Annotated in this window: 20 protein-coding genes; 8 read left to right on the plus strand and 12 right to left on the minus strand. The window is 57.8% G+C overall.

Annotated elements, in window-relative coordinates:
* Positions 1 to 2: 2 nt before the first annotated feature.
* Together dmsA and AFK63_RS08475 are read right to left on the minus strand one after the other, a co-directional pair.
* Positions 3 to 2,438, minus strand: coding sequence for a dimethylsulfoxide reductase subunit A (gene dmsA / locus AFK63_RS08470; RefSeq protein ID WP_038862879.1), 2,436 nt, complete (start codon positions 2,436 to 2,438; stop codon positions 3 to 5).
* Between the two features lie 285 nt (positions 2,439 to 2,723).
* The gene (locus tag AFK63_RS08475; RefSeq protein ID WP_007671423.1) at positions 2,724 to 3,020 is read right to left on the minus strand and encodes a DUF1161 domain-containing protein; all 297 of its coding nucleotides are present in this window, start codon (positions 3,018 to 3,020) and stop codon (positions 2,724 to 2,726) included.
* Between the two features lie 115 nt (positions 3,021 to 3,135).
* On the opposite strand from AFK63_RS08475, the gene AFK63_RS08480 reads away from it, so the two are divergent.
* The gene (locus AFK63_RS08480) at positions 3,136 to 3,843 is read left to right on the plus strand and encodes a YnfC family lipoprotein (RefSeq protein ID WP_038862881.1); all 708 of its coding nucleotides are present in this window, start codon (positions 3,136 to 3,138) and stop codon (positions 3,841 to 3,843) included.
* Positions 3,844 to 3,897: 54 nt separating this feature from the next.
* On the opposite strand, the gene speG is transcribed toward AFK63_RS08480, so the two are convergent.
* Both speG and AFK63_RS08490 read right to left on the minus strand, forming a co-directional pair.
* Positions 3,898 to 4,458 carry a spermidine N1-acetyltransferase gene (gene speG, locus AFK63_RS08485; RefSeq protein ID WP_038862882.1) on the minus strand — a complete coding sequence of 187 codons (561 nt, stop codon included), beginning with the start codon at positions 4,456 to 4,458 and terminating at the stop codon, positions 3,898 to 3,900.
* Between the two features lie 66 nt (positions 4,459 to 4,524).
* On the minus strand, positions 4,525 to 4,854 hold the full coding sequence (locus AFK63_RS08490; RefSeq protein ID WP_038862884.1) for a DUF1283 family protein: 330 nt from the start codon (positions 4,852 to 4,854) through the stop codon (positions 4,525 to 4,527).
* A 116-nt stretch (positions 4,855 to 4,970) separates the two neighbouring features.
* On the opposite strand from AFK63_RS08490, the gene AFK63_RS08495 reads away from it, so the two are divergent.
* The 4 genes from AFK63_RS08495 to AFK63_RS08510 all read left to right on the plus strand — a co-directional run bounded on the left by AFK63_RS08495 (position 4,971) and on the right by AFK63_RS08510 (position 9,627).
* Positions 4,971 to 5,297, plus strand: coding sequence for a YnfA family protein (locus AFK63_RS08495; RefSeq protein ID WP_038862975.1), 327 nt, complete (start codon positions 4,971 to 4,973; stop codon positions 5,295 to 5,297).
* A gap of 156 nt (positions 5,298 to 5,453) precedes the next feature.
* The gene (gene manD / locus AFK63_RS08500) at positions 5,454 to 6,668 is read left to right on the plus strand and encodes a D-mannonate dehydratase ManD (protein ID WP_038862885.1); all 1,215 of its coding nucleotides are present in this window, start codon (positions 5,454 to 5,456) and stop codon (positions 6,666 to 6,668) included.
* A 50-nt stretch (positions 6,669 to 6,718) separates the two neighbouring features.
* Positions 6,719 to 7,996, plus strand: a complete 1,278-nt coding sequence (locus AFK63_RS08505; protein ID WP_038862888.1) for an MFS transporter — start codon at positions 6,719 to 6,721, stop codon at positions 7,994 to 7,996.
* A gap of 164 nt (positions 7,997 to 8,160) precedes the next feature.
* The gene (locus tag AFK63_RS08510) at positions 8,161 to 9,627 is read left to right on the plus strand and encodes a mannitol dehydrogenase family protein (protein WP_038862889.1); all 1,467 of its coding nucleotides are present in this window, start codon (positions 8,161 to 8,163) and stop codon (positions 9,625 to 9,627) included.
* 171 nt (positions 9,628 to 9,798) lie between these two features.
* Here the strand turns inward: AFK63_RS08510 and ydfZ are convergent, their stop codons facing one another.
* The 4 genes from ydfZ to ydfG form a co-directional block, all read right to left on the minus strand.
* Positions 9,799 to 10,002: a putative selenium delivery protein YdfZ gene (ydfZ, locus tag AFK63_RS08515; protein ID WP_038862890.1), complete on the minus strand. Its 204-nt coding sequence runs from the start codon at positions 10,000 to 10,002 to the stop codon at positions 9,799 to 9,801.
* A gap of 124 nt (positions 10,003 to 10,126) precedes the next feature.
* Entirely contained in the window at positions 10,127 to 11,023 is an 897-nt protein-coding gene (locus AFK63_RS08520; RefSeq protein WP_038862892.1) for a hypothetical protein, read from the minus strand.
* Positions 11,024 to 11,056: 33 nt separating this feature from the next.
* On the minus strand, positions 11,057 to 11,743 hold the full coding sequence (locus tag AFK63_RS08525; protein WP_038862895.1) for a GntR family transcriptional regulator: 687 nt from the start codon (positions 11,741 to 11,743) through the stop codon (positions 11,057 to 11,059).
* Between the two features lie 91 nt (positions 11,744 to 11,834).
* Positions 11,835 to 12,581: a bifunctional NADP-dependent 3-hydroxy acid dehydrogenase/3-hydroxypropionate dehydrogenase YdfG gene (gene ydfG / locus AFK63_RS08530; protein WP_038862897.1), complete on the minus strand. Its 747-nt coding sequence runs from the start codon at positions 12,579 to 12,581 to the stop codon at positions 11,835 to 11,837.
* Between the two features lie 160 nt (positions 12,582 to 12,741).
* Here ydfG and dcp point away from each other — a divergent pair, with 160 nt between their 5' ends.
* Entirely contained in the window at positions 12,742 to 14,787 is a 2,046-nt protein-coding gene (gene dcp, locus AFK63_RS08535; RefSeq protein WP_038862898.1) for a peptidyl-dipeptidase Dcp, read from the plus strand.
* Between the two features lie 132 nt (positions 14,788 to 14,919).
* Here dcp and AFK63_RS21785 read toward each other — a convergent pair whose 3' ends face one another.
* The 4 genes from AFK63_RS21785 to AFK63_RS21480 form a co-directional block, all read right to left on the minus strand.
* A complete protein-coding gene (locus AFK63_RS21785; protein ID WP_407638546.1) occupies positions 14,920 to 15,015 on the minus strand; it encodes a hypothetical protein in 96 nt (31 codons plus the stop codon).
* 97 nt (positions 15,016 to 15,112) lie between these two features.
* On the minus strand, positions 15,113 to 15,916 hold the full coding sequence (locus AFK63_RS08540; RefSeq protein WP_038862901.1) for a MerR family transcriptional regulator: 804 nt from the start codon (positions 15,914 to 15,916) through the stop codon (positions 15,113 to 15,115).
* A gap of 162 nt (positions 15,917 to 16,078) precedes the next feature.
* Positions 16,079 to 16,990, minus strand: coding sequence for a bestrophin family protein (locus tag AFK63_RS08545; RefSeq protein ID WP_038862903.1), 912 nt, complete (start codon positions 16,988 to 16,990; stop codon positions 16,079 to 16,081).
* An 80-nt stretch (positions 16,991 to 17,070) separates the two neighbouring features.
* Positions 17,071 to 17,235, minus strand: a complete 165-nt coding sequence (locus tag AFK63_RS21480; protein ID WP_007726200.1) for a hypothetical protein — start codon at positions 17,233 to 17,235, stop codon at positions 17,071 to 17,073.
* 313 nt (positions 17,236 to 17,548) lie between these two features.
* Here AFK63_RS21480 and AFK63_RS08550 point away from each other — a divergent pair, with 313 nt between their 5' ends.
* Both AFK63_RS08550 and AFK63_RS08555 read left to right on the plus strand, forming a co-directional pair.
* The gene (locus AFK63_RS08550) at positions 17,549 to 17,719 is read left to right on the plus strand and encodes a con-10 family general stress protein (protein ID WP_038862904.1); all 171 of its coding nucleotides are present in this window, start codon (positions 17,549 to 17,551) and stop codon (positions 17,717 to 17,719) included.
* A gap of 114 nt (positions 17,720 to 17,833) precedes the next feature.
* The gene (locus tag AFK63_RS08555) at positions 17,834 to 18,607 is read left to right on the plus strand and encodes an OBAP family protein (RefSeq protein WP_038862905.1); all 774 of its coding nucleotides are present in this window, start codon (positions 17,834 to 17,836) and stop codon (positions 18,605 to 18,607) included.
* Positions 18,608 to 18,794 lie beyond the last annotated feature (187 nt).

Genomic DNA, 18,794 nt, shown 5'->3' on the forward strand with positions numbered 1-18,794 from the left:
CCTTAAACCCTGGCAAGCTGAACCAGATTGCTGTGAGACGGGTTTCCTTTCGCCAGCGGTGATGGCCGCTGGGTGGTCAGTACGTTAATGGAACCGGCGTGATCGATGCCCTGCGCATCAGGCTGGTACCACGCGCCTTCACCCAGCGCCACGACGCCCGGCATAATGCGCGGCGTCACTTTCGCCTCGATGCGCGCTTCGCCGCGCGCGTTCCAGACCCGCACCTGGTCGCCATCATTGATGCCGCGCGCCTGCGCATCCTGCGGATTGATCCAGATCTGCTGGCGGCAGGCGGCCTGTAAAACATCGACGTTGCCGTAAGTGGAATGGGTGCGGGATTTATAGTGAAAACCGGTGAGCTGGAGCGGGTAGTGCGCATGCTGCGGATCGGTTGCCTGTTCAAAGCCGGGGCTGTAGACCGGCAGCGGGTGGATCACATCGCCTTGCGGCAACTGCCAGTGCGCGGCGATATCGGCAAGCGCCGAGGAGTAAATCTCGATTTTGCCGGAGGGCGTGGTAAGCGGGTTCGCGGTCGGGTTTTCACGGAAAGCCTGATAGGCGACGTGATGGCCCTGCGGATCGCGAAGCTTAAAAATGCCCTGCTTACGGAACGTCTCAAAATCCGGCAGCTCGGGGATAGCACGCCGCGATTGCGCGTAAAGATGGCGCAGCCAGCCTTCCTGCGTGCGGCCTTCAGTAAATTTATCGCTGACACCCATACGCGCCGCCAGCGCGCTGGTGATGTCATAGATAGTGCGGCATTCAAAGCGCGGCGCAATGGCCCGATCGGCGAAAATCACGTAGGCCATGTTGCCGCAGGAGGCGTCGAGCGCGAAATCCATCTGCTCCGACGCGGTGCAGTCCGGCAGCAGGATATCGGCATAGCGCGCCGAGGCGGTCATATGGCAGTCGATGACAACGATCAGCTCGCACTTTTTATCGTCCTGCAAAATTTCATGGGTGCGGTTGATGTTTGAGTGCTGGTTAACAAGACAGTTACCGGCGTAGTTCCAGATCATCTTAATCGGCACGTCGAGCTTCTCTTTACCCCGCACGCCGTCGGCGGTCGCGGTCATCGACGGGCCGCGCTCGATGGCGTCGGTCCAGGTAAACATTGAGATACTGGTCTGTACCGGGTTTTCCAGCGTCGGCATCCGCGCGAAGGGGAGCGAGAATGAGCCTTCGCGCGCGCCGCTGTTGCCGCCGTGAACGCCGACATTGCCGGTGAGGATTGGAAGCATCGCTATCGCGCGGCAAGCCAGTTCGCCGTTAGAGTGGCGCTGCGGCCCCCAGCCCTGCGCGATAAACGCCGGTTTGGCCTCGCCGATTTCGCGGGCGAGTTTGATAATGCGCGCTTCGGGGATGCCGGTAATGGGCGCGGCCCAGGCGGGCGTTTTGGCTATTCCGTCCGGCCCGTCGCCGAGAATATACGCCTTATAATGACCATTGGCAGGCGCGCCGGGCGGCAGGGTTTTCTCGTCATAGCCGACGCAGTAGTTATCCAGAAACGCCTGATCGACATAGTTTTCAGCGATCAATACCCAGGCGATGGCGGAGGCCAGCGCGGCATCGGTGCCAGGGCGGATCGGGATCCATTCATCCTCGCGCCCGGCGGCGGTGTCGGTATAGCGTGGATCGATGACTATCATCCGCGCCTGCGATGCGGCGCGCGCCTGTTCAAGGTAGTACGTCACGCCGCCGCCGCTCATGCGGGTTTCGCCAGGGTTATTGCCAAACAGTACCACCAGCTTGCTGTTGGCAATATCCGATGGGCTGTTCCCGTCAGCCCAGCCGCCATAGGTGTAGTTAAGGCCTGCGGCGATCTGCGCGCTGGAGTAGTCGCCGTAGTGATTAAGATAACCGCCGCAGCAGTTCATCAGCCGGGCAATCAGCGTTTTGCCTGGCGGCCAGGAGCGGGTCATGGTGCCGCCGAGCGTGCCGGTGCCGTAGTTGAGATAAATCGCCTCGTTGCCGTATTCGCTGATAATGCGCTTCATCCCCTGGCTGATGGTATCCAGCGCTTCTTCCCAGCTGATGCGCACGAATTTGCCTTCGCCGCGTTTGCCGACGCGCTTCATGGGGTATTTCAGACGATCAGGATTGTAGACGCGCCGCCGCATGGAGCGCCCGCGCAGGCAGGCGCGTACCTGGTGCAACCCGTTATAGTCATCGGTGCCGGTGTTATCGGTTTCGACATAGCGGATCTCGCCATTCACTACATGCATTCGCAGCGGGCAGCGGCTGCCGCAGTTGACGGTGCACGCGCTCCAGACGACACGTTCATCCGGCGCGCCAACGGCGCGTCCCACTGCGGCGGCGGCATGCCGGAGCCCGAAGGGCAGAGAGATGCCGCCTGCCGCCAGCGCCAGACCGCCCAGCGCGGTAGATTTCACCAGCGTACGGCGGCTGATCCCGGCCGGACTATCGGTATTTGACATTACTTGCTCCTTGTCTCCATAGCGGAGAGTCAATGTGGTACCTGTTGTCAGGGTTGTGGTTAGCCCGCAGCGGATCTTCGCTATATGCACAAGCCTGGTGTGCTGCGGATTGCCTCTGGCGAGCAGCGACCGGCGGCCATGAGGGAAAAATTCAGACGATTAGAGCGCTAATGATTAGCGTGGGAAGATTTTTACCCAGAATGGAGTAGTAAACGTTAACGAGGGTCAATAGATGGGGCTTGAGGGATGTGACAGGAACAAAAAAGGGGCCGAAGCCCCTTATAATTATTGTGGTTCGCTCGCCGCGCCTTGCGACGTCGCACCGCCTGCGGCGTTACCGCTCTGGGTGCGGGTATAGAGAATTTTTTGCGTATCGTTGGCGCAGTGGCCGACAACCTGCGCATCCGGCTGGTCAGCCTGGTCATTAGGCACGATAGTTAACGTAAACCCGTTTTCCGGTACGCCATTATTAATGATGCGCTGTTCAATATCGGCTTTTACCCGTTCACAGGAGTTTTGCGCGGCGCTGACCGGCAATGTCGCGGCCAGCAGCAGGGCGCCTGCCCAGTAACGTTTTTTCATTAACGGCTCCTTATTGGCGTAAAACAGATGTAGTAAGCATAGCAGTTGTTATATATATCACTGACTTTTCAGATATCATGCCGCTTTTGGCGAGGCCGCAGAAGGATAATAAAACGTGAATAAATACGTGACGGTAATGATGGTGTCGCTGGCGCTGACCGGCTGCGATAAGCCGGACGCGCTCGCGCCGTTCAGCCCGGAAATGGCCAGTTTCTCCAGCGAGTTTAATTTCGATCCGCTGCGCGGCCCGGTAAAAAACTTCACCCAGAAGCTGATAAACGACAGCGGCGACGTGGAAACCGAAGTCAATGGCACGCTTTCAGAAGAGGGGTGCTTCGAGACGCTGAACTACGTCGATAAACCGAGCAACAGCCATCTCTCGCTGGTGCTGGACGCGAATTATTACCTGGACGCGCTGACCCGCGAAAAGCGCATCCGGCTACAGGGCAAATGCCAGCTGGCGGAGCTGCCGGCGGTCGGCATGATCTATGAAACCAACGAGCGCGAATTCGTGGTGAAAGGGCATACGCAGGAAGTCACGGTCAGCTACCGTTACGACGACGAAGGCTATCCGCTTGGCAAAACCAGCAAAGCCAAAGACGCGGAGCTTTCCACGATAGCCACGCCGAGCGACAAGCGTAAAAAGCATGACTACACCTCGGTGACGAAACTTAACGACAAGGTCGTCGATACCGCGAAGCAAAGTTGCGAATATGACCGCCATCTCAATCCGTTAAGCTGCGTGCTGGAACTGACCGACACGGGCACAACGCCGCCAAAACAGCATAAGTTCACCATCCAGAACGAAATCAATTACTACTGACAGGCGGTGTAGTGACGGGCCGTGAAAAGCGCAGGCATCCTGCGCTTCACGGGCTTACTGCGCGGTGGGTTTCAGCAGGCTGTTCCCGGCAGGTTTGAGCTGCGTCAGATACTGATGCTGGAAAATGCACATGCGGATGGTGTTACGATACTCGCCATTAATAAAGAATTCATGGACCAGCTCGCCCTCGACCATAAAGCCCAGCTTGCGATAAATATGGATGGCTTTGGCGTTCTCTTTATCGACGATCAGATAGAGCTTATAGAGGTTCAGCACTGTAAAGCCGTAATCCATCGCAAGCTTCGCCGCGCGGCTGGCGAGGCCTTTGCCCTGATGTTCCGGGGAGATGATTATCTGGAATTCGGCGCGGCGGTGAACATGGTTAATTTCCACCAGCTCCACCAGGCCCGCTTTATCGCCGTCGCACTCCACCACAAAGCGGCGTTCGCTCTGATCGTGAATATGTTTGTCATAGAGATCGGAAAGCTCAACGAACGCTTCATAAGGTTCTTCAAACCAGTAGCGCATCACGCTGGCGTTATTGTCGAGCTGATGGACGAAACGCAAATCTTCGCGTTCCAGCGGGCGCAGTTTGACATCAACGTAGTCTGACATCGTTCATCCTTTTTGTGCGCGGGAAAGCCGGCCCCCGGCGGGCGGGAGCCGTGGTGCAAACGAGCGTTACGGATTAATGACGCGGCCGGTGCGGCGGTCAAGACAACGCAGGGTGTTAGGCTCCCAGTAGGCGTTGAGGTTGGCGCTTTTTTCGCAGTTATCCTGGGCGTCAAACGCGACATCCGCTTTATCCCACTCTTTTTCGGCGCGTTTATTGACTTTCTGGCGTAAAGAACGGGTGTCATTCCATTGCTCTTTATCCATCGCGGCGTCCTGACGGGTGCGGGCGTTGTCGCCGGATTCGATAATCAGTTTATCGGTCTGCGCGTGGGCAACGCTGGTGAATGCACCGGTCAACAGCACCAGCAGCAGTGAGTGGCGAAGGAATTTATTCATGGCGATATCCTTAATGAAGCTGTTCTTGTCGTGAAGCCGACACGCTTTACTATATCATCGTGCGCGAATCGCGCACAGCGGCGACGATTGCCGATATTATCTACATGAGCCTCAATATGATTAAAACCACTTTGCTTTTTTTCGCCACCGCGCTTGCGGAGATCGTCGGCTGTTTTTTGCCGTGGCTGTGGCTGCGCAAGGGGGCGAGCATACTCTGGCTGCTGCCTGCGGCGCTGTCGCTGATGCTGTTTGTCTGGCTGCTGACGCTGCACCCGGCGGCGAGCGGGCGGGTCTATGCCGCTTACGGCGGCGTCTATGTGATGACCGCGCTGCTCTGGCTGCGCGTCGTCGACGGTGTCCGCCTGAGCGTTTACGACTGGGCGGGGGCGGCGGTGGCGCTGTGCGGCATGCTGATTATCGTCACCGGCTGGGGCCGCGCCTGACGTTTCTGTGAATTCCTCTTTACGGGTAACTCTGGCAGCGCTTCACGCTTTGTGAAGCGTCGCGCATTTTTCCTCTTAATCAACTTGTATGGTAGTTAAGTCAGTTGTTCGCGGTGCGTACAGTTTGCGTATCGCCATGTCTAAAAGGAAAGATGCATGAAAATCAGTAAGGCGGAAGTGTTTGTCACCTGTCCCGGTCGCAACTTTGTCACGCTAAAAATCACAACGGAAGATGGGCTCACCGGGTTGGGCGATGCCACGCTTAACGGGCGTGAACTGTCAGTGGCGAGCTACCTGCGCGATCATCTCTGTCCACAGCTGGTGGGGCGTGATGCGCAGCGCATCGAAGATATCTGGCAATTTTTCTATAAGGGCGCCTACTGGCGACGCGGCCCGGTAACGATGTCAGCCATTTCGGCTATCGACACCGCGCTGTGGGATATCAAAGCCAAAGCCGCCGGGATGCCGCTTTATCAGCTGCTGGGCGGCGCGTCGCGCGAAGGCGTGATGGTCTACTGTCACACCACCGGCTACACCATCGATGACGTGCTGGACGACTACGCGCGTCATAAAGAACTCGGCTTTAAGGCAATTCGCGTGCAGTGCGGCGTACCGGGCATGAAAACCACGTACGGCATGGCGAAGAGCAAAGGCGCGGCGTATGAGCCCGCCACCAAAGGGCAATGGCCGGAAGAGCAGCTCTGGTCAACGGAGAAATACCTCGATTTCACGCCAAAACTGTTCGAAGCGGTGCGCAGTAAATTCGGCTTTCACGAACATCTGCTCCACGACATGCATCACCGTCTGACGCCCATCGAGGCCGCGCGTTTTGGCAAAAGCATTGAAGATCACCGGCTGTTCTGGATGGAAGATCCAACGCCCGCCGAAAATCAGGCCTGCTTCCGGCTTATCCGCCAGCACACCGTGACGCCCATTGCGGTCGGCGAAGTCTTTAACAGCATCTGGGACTGCAAGCAGCTCATAGAAGAGCAGTTGATTGATTATATCCGCACCACCGTTACCCACGCGGGCGGCATCACCGGCATGCGGCGCATCGCCGATTTCGCCGCGCTGTATCAGGTGCGCACCGGCTCGCATGGCCCGTCGGATCTCTCACCCGTCTGCCACGCCGCCGCGCTGCATTTCGATCTCTGGGTGCCGAACTTCGGCGTGCAGGAATATATGGGCTATTCGGCGCAGATGCTGGAGGTCTTTCCGCACAGCTGGACTTTCGACAACGGCTATATGCATCCGGGCGACAAGCCGGGGCTTGGCATTGAGTTCGATGAAAAGCTGGCGGCGAAATACCCCTACGATCCGGCTTATCTCCCGGTCGCCCGCCTCGAAGACGGCACGCTGTGGAACTGGTAAGCCCGGCGCGCCTGTCCCTGCGATAACATCACAATACCCGGACCCTACCCATGAAAATTAAACATCTACGCTGGTATATGATAGGCCTGGTGTCACTGGGCACGATTATCAATGCGCTGGCGCGCAGTTCGCTCAGCGTTTCGGCCCCGACGTTGTTTACCGAGCTCCATATTAATGAACAACAATACGCCTGGATCTTGAGCGCCTTTCAGTTCGCCTACACGATTGCGCAGCCCCTTTGCGGCTTCTTTATCGATGTGGTGGGCTTAAAGCTCGGCTTTTTCATCATGATTATCGCCTGGTCGGTGACCAATATGGCGCATGCTGCCTGCCATTCGTGGGGCGGCCTGGCCTTTTTGCGCGGGCTGATGGGGCTGAGCGAAGCCTCAGCCATTCCGGCTGGCGTAAAGTGCAACTCAGAGTGGTTCCCGGCGAAAGAGCGCGGCATTGCGGGCGGGGTTGCGAATATCGGCACCTCCATTGGCGCGATGCTGGCGCCGCCGCTCGTGGTGTGGGCCATCATGGCGTACAACTGGGAAATGGCGTTTGTGATAACCGGCGCGCTCGGCCTGGTGTTCGCGGTCATCTGGTGGTTCGGCTATGAGTCTCCGGCGCGCCACCGCGCGCTGAGCGTACAAGAGGCGCAGTACATCGATGAAGGGCAGGAGAAACATCTGGAGGCAGACGGCAGCAAACCGTCAGTCATGCAGATCCTGCGGCAGCGTAATTTCTGGGGGATCGCGCTGCCGCGTTTTCTGGCCGACCCGGCCTGGGGCACCATTAACTTCTGGCTGCCGGTCTATCTGATGACCGTTCGACACATGCCGCTTAAAGATATCGCGCTGTTCGCCTGGCTGCCGTTTCTGGCGGCGGATTTCGGGGGCATGGCGGGTGGGTTTTTAAATAACTTTATGATGAAGCGCTGGAATATCTCGACCATCAACGCGCGGCGCATCGGGTTCAGCACCGGCGCGGTACTGATGCTGCCGCTGGCGTTTGTCGGGTTTGTCGACAGTGCCTATATGGCGGTCGGGCTGGTGTCCATCTGCGCGTTCGCGCACCAGATGTTGTCAACCCAGGTGATTACGATGGCGACCGATCTCTTTCGCCGTAATGAAACCTCCACCGTCAGCGGTTTTGCCGGCACGGCAGGCTGGACGGGCATTTTTATCTGCACGCTTATCATGGGCGGCCTGGTGAAAACCGTTGGTTACAATCCCTTCTTTATTATTCTGAGCATGATGGACATCCTCGGCGCCATTATTCTCTGGACCGTGGTAAAAGCGCCCGGTCACGAAAAACTCGCCGCAAAACCCGTCACGATCTGATCCCGGCTCTGCCCCTCGGCCCTTATGCGAAAGCGTGATGTAAATCACGCTTTACTACCATTCTAGTTAAGGTAGTTAGTAAAAGCTGTCGCAAATCATAAAGCGCGCCGCTGCGATGCGTAGGCTTCATACAAATTACTTTATTTATCAAATGAGTCATGACTATGGAAAACACGCTTCTTAAAGCCCGCGCCATTCTCCCCACGTATGACCGCGACGCGCTCACCGCCCGCATTGTTCACCTCGGCTTTGGCGCGTTTCATCGCGCGCACCAGGCGGTTTACGCCGATATTCTCGCCGCAGAGCACGGCAGCGACTGGGGGTATTGCGAAATCAACCTGATCGGCGGAGAGCAGCAAATCGCCGATATCCGGCGTCAGGATAACCTCTATACCGTGGCGGAAATGTCGGCCGACGCCTGGCGCGCCCGCGTGGTCGGCGTGGTGAAAAGCGCGCTGCATGCTGAGGTGGATGGCCTGGACGCCGTGTTCGCGGCGCTCTGCCAGCCGCAGGTGGCGATTGTGTCACTCACGATCACCGAGAAAGGCTACTGCCATTCGCCCGCGACCGGCGAGCTGGTCATTGACAACCCGCTTATCGCCGCCGACCTGTCGCATCCGCAACGTCCATCCTCTGCTGTCGGAGTGATTGTCGAGGCGCTGGCGCGCCGTCAGGCCGCCGGGCTTAAAGGCTTTAGTGTGATGTCCTGCGATAACATGCCGGAAAACGGCCGCGTGGCCCGCAACGTGGTGACGGCCTACGCCCGCGCGGTGAACCCGGCGCTGGCCTCGTGGATTGAAACGCACGTGACGTTTCCTTCGACGATGGTGGACCGCATTGTGCCCGCCGTGACGCCGGAGACGCTCGATAGCATCGCCGCTATCACTGGCGTACGGGACCCCGCGGGCGTCGCCTGCGAGCCGTTCCGCCAGTGGGTAATTGAAGATAACTTCGTGGCGGGCCGCCCCGCATGGGAAAAGGCGGGGGCGCAGCTGGTGCGCGACGTGGTGCCGTTTGAAGAGATGAAACTGCGCATGCTCAACGGCAGCCATTCGTTTCTGGCGTATCTCGGCTATCTGGCGGGTTACCCACATATCAACGACTGCATGGAGGATGACCATTACCGCCGCGCGGCCCGCATGCTGATGCTCAATGAACAGGCGCCGACGCTGCGCGTGCAGGGGGTGGATCTTGCGCACTACGCGGATTTGCTGATTGAACGTTACAGCAACCCGGCGCTGCGCCACCGCACCTGGCAAATCGCGATGGATGGCAGCCAGAAGCTGCCGCAGCGCTGGCTCGATGCCATCCGCTGGCACCGGGCGCACGGCAGCCGTCACGATCTGCTGACGCTCGGCGTCGCAGGCTGGATGCGCTATGTGAGCGGAGTGGATGAGCAGGGCAAGGCGATTGAGGTTTGCGATCCGCTGCTTGACGCGATTCAACAGGCGGTGCGTATCAGTGAAGATGGCGAGGCGCGCGTACATGCGCTTCTGGGGCTGAAGGCGATTTTTGGCGATGATCTCGCGCAGCAGCCGGCGTTTGTGGCGGCAGTGACGCAAGCCTATCACCTGTTGTTATCGCACGGCGCGAAAGCCACGGTGGCGGCATATATGCAGCAAATGGCGTAACGCGGCGGTGGATGCGCGACAGGAAAAGGGATGAAGAGAAGTGGCGGGATTCTGACGGCGCAAGCGTGGGCGGCGCTTCGGGACTTACTCTGAACAGGCTGTCATGTTCATTATTTGTCGCACGTGGGGCGGGTAAGCGCAGCGAACCCGCCATTCACAACGCCTGCGTTATTAATTCATACCCAGACGAATCAACTCGATCGGCTCGAATTTACCTTCGCAGCCTTCCACTTCCACGGTACGGCCACGACGGATCTGCTCCGGAGTCAGGCCGTCGCCGTGGATGGCTTTAATGATGCCGGTTTCGCCGGAGGTGCTGATCATTACGCGGCTGCCGGTAGTAATGGCGTTACGGTTGCGATCGTAGGTCATCATGGTGATATCTCCTCTGAATAGTTGGGAATGATCCAGACGAGGCCCATTTTAAAAATCACGACCACAAAAACGTTAATCTCGATCAAAAACGAGGCATTTGTGTGATGAATGTCACGCCGTCTGATTACTCTCCGGCAGGCGCGTTACGCACGATTTTTCCGCTCGCGATATCAATATCGATGGTCGCCACAACGGGGGCAACCTCAGGATCTGCGCCGCCGCGACACCCCTCGCGGGTATGGTCTTCGCGCACCAGCAGGCGATACACGCCGCCATCCTGCGCGTTCTCATAGAAAATGCACTGGCCACGCGGGTCGAGCAGCAACGAAACGGTGCGGGTCACGCGGGCAAGCGGACTGGTGCTGATATCGTCACGCCACACATCGTGCGCGTTGGTCGCGCGAAGCGAGGCCGCGTCGAGCCAGCCTTTAATAATGCGTCCGTCTTTGCCATACCACGTCGCCTCGCGGTATCCGGCGTCCGGCAGCGTCCGGCTGACGCTCACCGTGTCGCCGTCCACCAGAAACAGGGTTGTGCTGCGGCACTGCGCATCGGGGGCGGAGTAGAAGAAATGGCGACCGCTGCCCGTCACCTGATAACGGGTGCCCGCGTCAGGTAATGGCGTATCGTCAGGGGCCGGCAGCCGGGCGGCGCAGACGCCCTGTGGGGTTAATGCGTCAGGCTGCGCGCGCAGGGCGGCGGTTTCCATCCAGCCCGTCGCCACGCGCCCGGCGGCATCACGATAGCGCACCCAGGCGAAGGGGCGCGCCGCGTCATCGCGATTGTCCGCCTCGCTGCGGGAAAGCCGAACCACCTGCACCGCGTCGCCGGGCACCAGAAACGCCGCGAGTTTGCACTCCGGCGACGGGGCGGAATAGAACCTGGCGCGGGCCGCGCCGGTCACCGTACTGACGGATGACGTGAAATCCGCGGCGGCCGTGGCGATGGCCTCTTTTTGCAGGCAGTCCGCCAGCAGCGGAGAAGAGAAAAGGGCGCAGCCCAGCAGCAGTAATGCGCGCATCGCATCCATCCTTAGCAAAGTAACGTCGCGCAGCTAGTCTTCGCTGAACCAGTCGCGGTTTTCCTGGCGGATCAGCAGCACCGATTCGCTGATTTCCTGCAAATGCAGACGCATCGTTTCATCGGCGGCCTGCGGATCGCGCCGCTCCAGCGCGTGAAAAATATCGTTATGCTGGCGCAGCAGCATTTCCGGCGGGGAGACGTGATCAAGGCTCATGTAGCGCACCCGGTCGATGGTCGCTTTAATATTCTCCACCGTGTCCCAGGCGAGCTGGCAGTCAGCCACCTGCGTCAGGCGGTAGTGAAATTCGTCGTCAAGCTGGAAGAAATCGCTCAGCTGTTTGCGGTCAATGGCGGTGCGCTGCTGGTTAAGATTTTGCTCAAGCTGATAGAGAGAGGCGTCGGTCAGCATTGTGGCCGCGCGCTGTACCACCGCCCGCTCAATGGCCTGACGCACAAAACAGCCGTTGCGCACCTGGCGCAGCGAGATTTTATTCACGAAACTGCCGCGCTGCGGGCGGATCTGAATCAGCCCGTTTTCCGCAAGCTTAATAAACGCCTCGCGCACCGGCTGGCGCGACACGTCAAAGCGCACCGACACCTCTTTCTCCGAAAGCGGCGTGCCAGGCGGGATCAGACAGTGCACGATATCGCGGCGCAGGATGCGGTAAATTTGTTGACTCACCGGCTGGGTCGGGTTGAGCGGAGTTTCAGCGGCCATTCTTCTGTCTTTATTTGCGGGTTACTGCGGCAATTTACCATTAATTGCCCACCCCGCCCAGCGGCGGCGCGGGGAACGGGCAAGGCGGGAACTACTGGCGGTGTACGCTAAGCCCGGCAAAGCTCTGGCTGACCGGCATCATCTCCAGCGTGTTGATGTTGACATGCGCAGGCAGCGAAGCTACCCACCAGACGGCCTCGGTCACATCTTCCGGCGTCAGCGCGTTCGTGTTTTCGTAAGTTTTACCGGCTTTGTCATCGTCGCCTTTAAAGCGCACGTTTGAGAACTCCGTGCCGCCCACGAGACCCGGCTCAATATCGGTCACGCGGACCGCGGTGCCATGCAGATCGGTGCGCAGGTTAAGGCTGAACTGGCGCACAAACGCTTTGGTCGCGCCGTAAACATTGCCGCCCGCGTAAGGCCAGCTACCCGCCGTGGAGCCGATGTTAATCACGTGTCCGCGATTGCGCTCCACCATGCCCGGCAGTACGGCGCGGGTCATATACACCAGCCCTTTATTGTTGGTGTCTATCATATTTTCCCAGTCTTCGACGCTCGCTTTATGCGCAGGCTCCAGCCCCAGCGCCAGCCCGGCGTTATTGACCAGCACGTCGATGTCGCGCCACTCCAGCGGCAGACTACTCATCGCCTCTTCAATAGCCGCGCGGTTGCGCACGTCCAGTTGCAGCGTCAGCACGCTCTCGCCGAGCGCGTCTTTCAGCGCATCAAGACGCGCCTGGCGGCGGCCTGTTGCGATCACTTTATGGCCGTTTTTCACAAAACGACGGGTAATGGCCTCGCCAAAGCCTGCCGTGGCGCCGGTAACCAGAATAATCATCTCGCTGTTCCTCAAGGCTTTTTCAGAACCGTTACCTTAGCACGCGCGGCGCGAACTGTGGAATATCACTTCCTGATAGCTTGCGTCGTGAAACCATTGCTGTTTAGGACGTGGCTGCATAAGCTGTGATTTTGCCATCACGCTTTTGCGGGAGACTTTCATGCCGGTGACTACCCCTTTTTCTTCAGCGAGCGCGCTGCCATATGAAGCGCCGCCGTTCAATGCGATAACCGATCAGCACTATCGTCCCGCCTTTGATGAGGCGGTGCGCCAGAAGCGCGCCGAAGTGGAGGCTATCGCGGCCGATAGCGCGGCGCCCACCTTTGAAAATACATATCTGGCGCTGGAGCGCAGCGGCGCGATGCTCGCGCGCGTCACCAGCGTCTTTTTCGCGATGACCTCAGCGCACACCAACGATTACCTGCAAACGCTGGATGAAGAGTTTTCCACTGAGCTGGCCGCGCTGGCGGACGATATCCACTTTAACGAGACCCTATTCGCGCGGCTCAACGCAGTATATGAACAGCGCCATACGCTCGGGCTGGATGACGAATCGCTGCGGCTGGTGGAGGTGGTCTGGCAGCAGTTTATGCTCGCGGGCGCGACGCTTGGCGCGGAGCAAAAAGCGCAGCTCAAGGCGCTGAATCAGGAGGCGGCGCAGTTGACCAGCCAGTTTAACCAGCGCCTGCTGGCGGCGGATAAAGCGGGCGGCCTGCTCATCTCATCCCGCGAACAGCTGGCGGGCCTGAGCGAGGCGGAGATTGCCGCAGCCGCTGAAGCCGCGCGTGAAAAGGGGCAGGAAGGGCGCTGGCTTATCGCGCTTCTCAACACCACTCAGCAACCCGCGCTGCAGTCGCTCACCGATCGCGCCACGCGCGAGGCGCTCTTTAACGCAGGCTGGCATCGTACCGAAAAAGGCGACGCTAACGACACCCGCGCGCTGGTGCTGAGGCTTGCCGCGCTGCGCGCGCAGCAGGCGGCGCTCCTGGGCTTTGACGATTTCGCCTCCTGGACAATCGCCGATCAGATGGCGAAAACTCCGGACGCGGCGCTGCGCTTTATGCGCGATATTGTGCCTGCGGCGACGGCGCGCGCCGGGAGAGAGCTTGCGGATATTCAGCAGACTATCGACCGACAGAATGGCGGTTTTCAGGCCGAAGCCTGGGACTGGGCATTTTACGCCGAGCAGGTGCGGCGTGAGAAATACGCGCTCGACGAGGCGCAGATCAAACCGTATTTCGAACTCAACAATGTGCTGACGCGCGGCGTTTTTTATGCCGCCAGCGCGCTATTTGGCCTCACGTTTACCGAGCGCACCGATATTCCGGTTTACCATCCGGACGTACGCGTCTGGGAGATTTTCGATAAAGACGGCAGCGGGCTGGCGCTGTTTTACGGTGATTTCTTCGCGCGCGACAGCAAAAGCGGCGGCGCCTGGATGGGCAATTTCGTCGAACAGTCGACGCTCGCCGGTCACAAGCCGGTTATCTACAACGTGTGTAATTACCAGAAGCCCGCCGCCGGTCAACCCGCGTTAATCTCCTGGGATGACGTCATCACCCTGTTCCACGAGTTCGGCCACACACTCCACGGCCTGTTCGCGAACCAGCGTTACGCCACGCTCTCCGGCACCAACACGCCGCGCGATTTCGTGGAATTTCCGTCGCAAATCAACGAGCACTGGGCGAGCCACCCGGAGGTTTTCGCGCATTACGCGCGTCACTATCAGACCGGCGAGCCGATGCCGGCGCAGCTTCGCGAAAAACTCTTCCGCGCGGTGCGCTTCAATAAGGGCTATGACATGACCGAACTGCTGGCCGCGGCGCTTCTCGACCAGCACTGGCACAGCCTGACGCCGTCATCGTCCCCCGACGACGTGGCGGTATTTGAGGCGACGGCGCTGGCGCAGGAGAATATTGCGCTGCGCGCCGTGCCGCCTCGCTATCGCAGCAGCTATTTCGCGCATATCTTCGGCGGCGGCTATGCGGCGGGCTACTACGCCTATCTCTGGACGCAGATGCTCGCCGATGACGGCTACCAGTGGTTTGAGGAGCAGGGCGGGCTGACGGCGCAGAACGGCGCGCGCTTTCGCGAGGCGGTGCTTTCGCGGGGCAACAGTCAGGATCTGGAAGAGGTATGGCTCGCCTGGCGCGGGCATGAACCGCGTATCGAGCCGATGCTGAAAAACCGTGGCTTAAGCGAATAACGCCGCGTTTAAGCGGCGTTGAACCTGCGCGTGCAATCATAGGGAAATAAGCGTGATGTTGAGCGCAGGACAATAACAATCCATGCAAGCCTTACCGTCAGGTCCGCCTGGCGGTATTTTTTTATTCCGCGTTCAGTCATCCCATTTATTACTGCAATAAGCGGCAAGAAACCCCACCAGTAACACAATTTCCGGCATACAGATAAACAGCTCCGCGGCATCCGGCATCGTAACTCCCGCCTTTTCATTCACACCATCCTTTAACAAAGACCCTGATATGTGACGAAAAGACGACAGTCCGATAACCGTTTTGCGACACGCGCGTTTAGCGCGCCTCTTCGCGACGCGGCGCGTCAGGCACGTTGGCGGCGTCCGGCAATTGCGGCGGCACGGCGAACCCGGCGCCTGCGCTGAAAACGGGCTTGCCCGCAAGCTGCCACTGCTGCCAGAGCGCCAGTTGCGCGGGCGTCAGCGCGACATCGCTGTATACCAGGTAATGATCGGCGTCGAACTGCGTGAGATCTGGCAGTGGCACCGGCTGGTGCAGCACATCAATGCGAAATCCTTCGCCTGAGAAGCGAATCGCCTCCAGCCAGACGCTGAGCGAATCCTGGCTGTTCATGGCCATGATCACCAGCCCGGAGGCCGGGCGCTTGCGCAGCGCCTGCAGCGTAAAGGTGGCGTACTCAATAATCAGCGTGTCGAAACGGGAGCGGAGGGTGAGCTGCGTGCCGCTCGCGCCATGGTTCAACCACTGACGCAGCGGCAGCACCACGTTATCCAGCAGCATCGCCGCCGGCAGCTCGCGGCCCATTTTGCGCAGCAGCGCGCGGGCTTTTTCCATGGTGGGCTTCTCCAGCGCGGCGAGCAGTTGTTCCTGCCACACCTCCCACTGGCTTGCCAGCGAGCGTTCTTCACCTTTTAGAAGGCGGGCGACTTCATTCAGGGGCAGGCCGCGGTCGAGGAATTTTATAATGGCGTGAATACGCATCAGGTGGCTGTAATCAAAAAAGCGTCTGCCGCCATCATCGCGCGCGGGCTTCAGTAATCCGGACCGTTGCCAGGCGCGTAAATTAGTCATGCTGACTCCGCACTGATCTGAGAGCATTTCGATCGTGAAATGAGACATGGCGTTTCCTTAAAGCCAGGCTGCAATAAAACAGGGGAGGGAAAAGGCCCAACAGGCGACATGAAGGGATGAGGAGAGCAGGGGTAACGCTACCATATCTCATTATCCCTGCTAATGATTAATTACGGATTATTCATGAAAAATCGAGAATCGCCTCTCGCATTAGGTGAGCTGATAATGCCGGTTCGGCAAAAGCTTAGCCGGTTTTTGCGACTCGTTATTCATTTCACGCAGGTCTATTTCAATGTTATTACACAGCGCATCCAGCGGCAGATCGTTATCTTCAGTGCCGAACGGATCTTCCAGCTCTTCCGCGAGCGTATCCAGCGCAATAAAGGTGTAGGAAATAAACACCGAAACAAACGGCGTCATAAAATGCAGGTCGGTCACCAGCGCGAACGGCAGCATAATGCAGAAGCAATAGACCGTACGGTGCAGCATCAGCGAATAGGCGAAAGGCGGCGGCGTATTCGCGATGCGTTCACAGCCCGCCAGCACAGCCGCGAGCTGGTTAATATGCTGATCGAGCGTCTGGAAAAGAATATCCGACAGCCCGTTGCGCCGCGCGGCGAGCCATTCGCCCATGATGAGTAAAATCGTATTGCACGGCGAATTGCTGTTCATCACACGCGCCATTTCGTTGCGGGTTAAATAACGGTCTAACACATTATCAAGCTTTTTACGGCGCAGCGTCAGGCGCAGGCAGTGGCAGAACGCCACTTCCAGATTCACAAGATGATGCAGCTCCTGCGTGTTATCGGGCATCAGCGTGCGGGCGGTGCGCAACATCGAGCGGCAGTGAATAACCAGTTGCCCCCAAATCTGACGCGCTTCATTAAAGCGGGCGAAACAGGTGCTGTTGCGAAAGCCGAGAAAAATCGCAATCGCCACGCCGAGAATACTGAATGGCGCGGTGGTCAGTTTTATTCCGAGCGCTTCATACCACGGCAAAAAGAAAATAACCGTAATGGATAACAGGAAATTAAGGAGTAGACGCGTGGATATTTTGGCTAATACGGATCCATGCCAGACAAAGAGTCGGGCAAACCAGTGCTGTGGGGGACGAACAATCATGATACTCACAAGGGGTTAACAAAAGCGCTACACATTAAACGAGATAGCGCTTTTGTCTGCAACCAGAAAAACGTCGTGGTTTACCCCAGAGGAATAAAATTCGCTTTCTCGCGGGCCAGCCAGTCGCGGGACTTTCTTATTGAACCGCCTTTGCGGAACAGCAGGAAAACATCCTGTCCCATAATCAGCACCATGAACCGGTCTTTAAGTTTGATGGCAGGGCAGCAGTACCATTTCTGTTTCATTAATCACTCCTCAGCGGAAATTAAATCAACGAACGACACTTCGCAGATAAAGAATAGTCGCAACGACAGAAACGAAATTATTAATGCTTTCTTTTAAGAATTTTCTTATTAAGCGAAGGGGCGGGGAGAGAATTTCCTTTGGCATTCAGGAGATAAAAGTGCATTTCCTGAAATATCTGGCAGAACGCAGCGGTAAAATAGATGCCGGCGGCTAATGTAACTTGCGAAACGGGAAAGCGTGCCTATAGTTAGTTCTGCGTTCGCATTGTGAGGACGCGGTTTAAATTATCTCTGCTAATCCGAGGAGAATATTATGGCTCAACATCGTGGTGGTTCAGGTAATTTTGCTGAAAATCGTGAGCGCGCTTCTGAAGCCGGTCGTAAAGGCGGCCAGAATAGCGGCGGGAATTTTAAAAATGACCGCGAGCGTGCAGCAGAAGCAGGCCGCAAAGGCGGTAAAAGCAGCAGCCGTTCCTCTTCCTGACGGAGCGGCGGGCCGCATGCGCCCGGCATAACGTCCCTCCGGTATGGGTTAATGCTCATACCGGAGGTCGTGTCGCGCATGACATAAATACCTCTTCATCAGTTTAATTACCCTATGAAATTACAACGTGCATTAAAAATAACGTTACTCCCGCTTTTATCCGTCGCATTTATTGCCCATGCGGAAAAAGATACCCCACCGGGCGCCAGTAAATCGACCAGTACCAATTTACTCGAAACCGGCTCGGCAGTGTTGCAAAGTAATGCCCCGTTAAAAGGTTTTGATATTTATCTGGTGGGTTTCCATCCGATGAAAGAGATCCCGGAAAAACAGATGGAAGCGCACCACTATTGCCATCAGGTCAACGAAGATTTCGCCCAGTGCGTTTTATTTGACGGGAATTCTAAAGACGCCAATATGAACGGCGTAGAATATATTATCTCTGAAAAACTCTTTAACCAGTTGCCGCCGCAGGAAAAGCAGTACTGGCATCCGCATAATGGTGAAATCCTTAGCGGCCAGTTAATCGCGCCCGGTATTCCGGCACCGGTTGAGCATCGTCTGATGCAGAGCAAGATGAACAGCTACGGTAAAACCTGGCACGTCTGGCATACCGGCGGGCCGGGCGAGAAGGGCGACGCGCTGCCGCTCGGCCCGCCAATGCTTGCCTGGTCGTTCAGTCGCGATGGCGAGGCGAAACCGGAGCTTGTCAGCGAGCGCGATAAAAAACTTGGTGTTAATACAGATGAGATCCGCCGCTCGCGCGCAGATTTAGAGACATTCGCGAAGCCGCAAAGTGGCGTGGATGCCCTCAACGGCCAGTTCAAACGTGAAACCACACCCATCCCGGGCGTCGTGGAGAGCAACGCCGCCGCCGGGAAAAAATAAATACGCATTGTGCCTTTCTTTTCCCCACTCCGGTGGGGATTCTTTTAGATGAATTTTTTTCAACACCCATGAAATTTCCTCGTTTGCCTGAACGCCTGCCAGATGTCATTCTTCGGACATATAGCCATCCAGACGGCCAAATATTCAAATTTTGAACTATCACCTGACGCAATCATCGCGTCAGGCC

Origin of the sequence: Cronobacter muytjensii ATCC 51329 (genome assembly GCF_001277195.1) — a bacterium.
Lineage (GTDB): Bacteria > Pseudomonadota > Gammaproteobacteria > Enterobacterales > Enterobacteriaceae > Cronobacter > Cronobacter muytjensii.

Excerpts from the sequence above, each read along its gene's own strand:
- AFK63_RS21785 (WP_407638546.1), bottom strand. The coding sequence starts at position 15,015 with ATGCCGGATGCCGCGGAGCTGTTTATCTGTATGCCGGAAATTGTGTTA.
- AFK63_RS08490 (WP_038862884.1), bottom strand. The coding sequence starts at position 4,854 with ATGAATAAATTCCTTCGCCACTCACTGCTGCTGGTGCTGTTGACCGGT.
- AFK63_RS08495 (WP_038862975.1), top strand. The coding sequence starts at position 4,971 with ATGATTAAAACCACTTTGCTTTTTTTCGCCACCGCGCTTGCGGAGATC.
- ydfZ (WP_038862890.1), bottom strand. The coding sequence starts at position 10,002 with ATGATGACCTACGATCGCAACCGTAACGCCATTACTACCGGCAGCCGC.
- AFK63_RS08505 (WP_038862888.1), top strand. The coding sequence starts at position 6,719 with ATGAAAATTAAACATCTACGCTGGTATATGATAGGCCTGGTGTCACTG.
- manD (WP_038862885.1), top strand. The coding sequence starts at position 5,454 with ATGAAAATCAGTAAGGCGGAAGTGTTTGTCACCTGTCCCGGTCGCAAC.
- AFK63_RS08510 (WP_038862889.1), top strand. The coding sequence starts at position 8,161 with ATGGAAAACACGCTTCTTAAAGCCCGCGCCATTCTCCCCACGTATGAC.
- dmsA (WP_038862879.1), bottom strand. The coding sequence starts at position 2,438 with ATGTCAAATACCGATAGTCCGGCCGGGATCAGCCGCCGTACGCTGGTG.
- AFK63_RS08475 (WP_007671423.1), bottom strand. The coding sequence starts at position 3,020 with ATGAAAAAACGTTACTGGGCAGGCGCCCTGCTGCTGGCCGCGACATTG.
- dcp (WP_038862898.1), top strand. The coding sequence starts at position 12,742 with ATGCCGGTGACTACCCCTTTTTCTTCAGCGAGCGCGCTGCCATATGAA.
- AFK63_RS08525 (WP_038862895.1), bottom strand. The coding sequence starts at position 11,743 with ATGGCCGCTGAAACTCCGCTCAACCCGACCCAGCCGGTGAGTCAACAA.
- AFK63_RS21480 (WP_007726200.1), bottom strand. The coding sequence starts at position 17,235 with ATGAAACAGAAATGGTACTGCTGCCCTGCCATCAAACTTAAAGACCGG.
- ydfG (WP_038862897.1), bottom strand. The coding sequence starts at position 12,581 with ATGATTATTCTGGTTACCGGCGCCACGGCAGGCTTTGGCGAGGCCATT.
- speG (WP_038862882.1), bottom strand. The coding sequence starts at position 4,458 with ATGTCAGACTACGTTGATGTCAAACTGCGCCCGCTGGAACGCGAAGAT.
- AFK63_RS08555 (WP_038862905.1), top strand. The coding sequence starts at position 17,834 with ATGAAATTACAACGTGCATTAAAAATAACGTTACTCCCGCTTTTATCC.
- AFK63_RS08520 (WP_038862892.1), bottom strand. The coding sequence starts at position 11,023 with ATGCGCGCATTACTGCTGCTGGGCTGCGCCCTTTTCTCTTCTCCGCTG.
- AFK63_RS08540 (WP_038862901.1), bottom strand. The coding sequence starts at position 15,916 with ATGTCTCATTTCACGATCGAAATGCTCTCAGATCAGTGCGGAGTCAGC.
- AFK63_RS08545 (WP_038862903.1), bottom strand. The coding sequence starts at position 16,990 with ATGATTGTTCGTCCCCCACAGCACTGGTTTGCCCGACTCTTTGTCTGG.
- AFK63_RS08550 (WP_038862904.1), top strand. The coding sequence starts at position 17,549 with ATGGCTCAACATCGTGGTGGTTCAGGTAATTTTGCTGAAAATCGTGAG.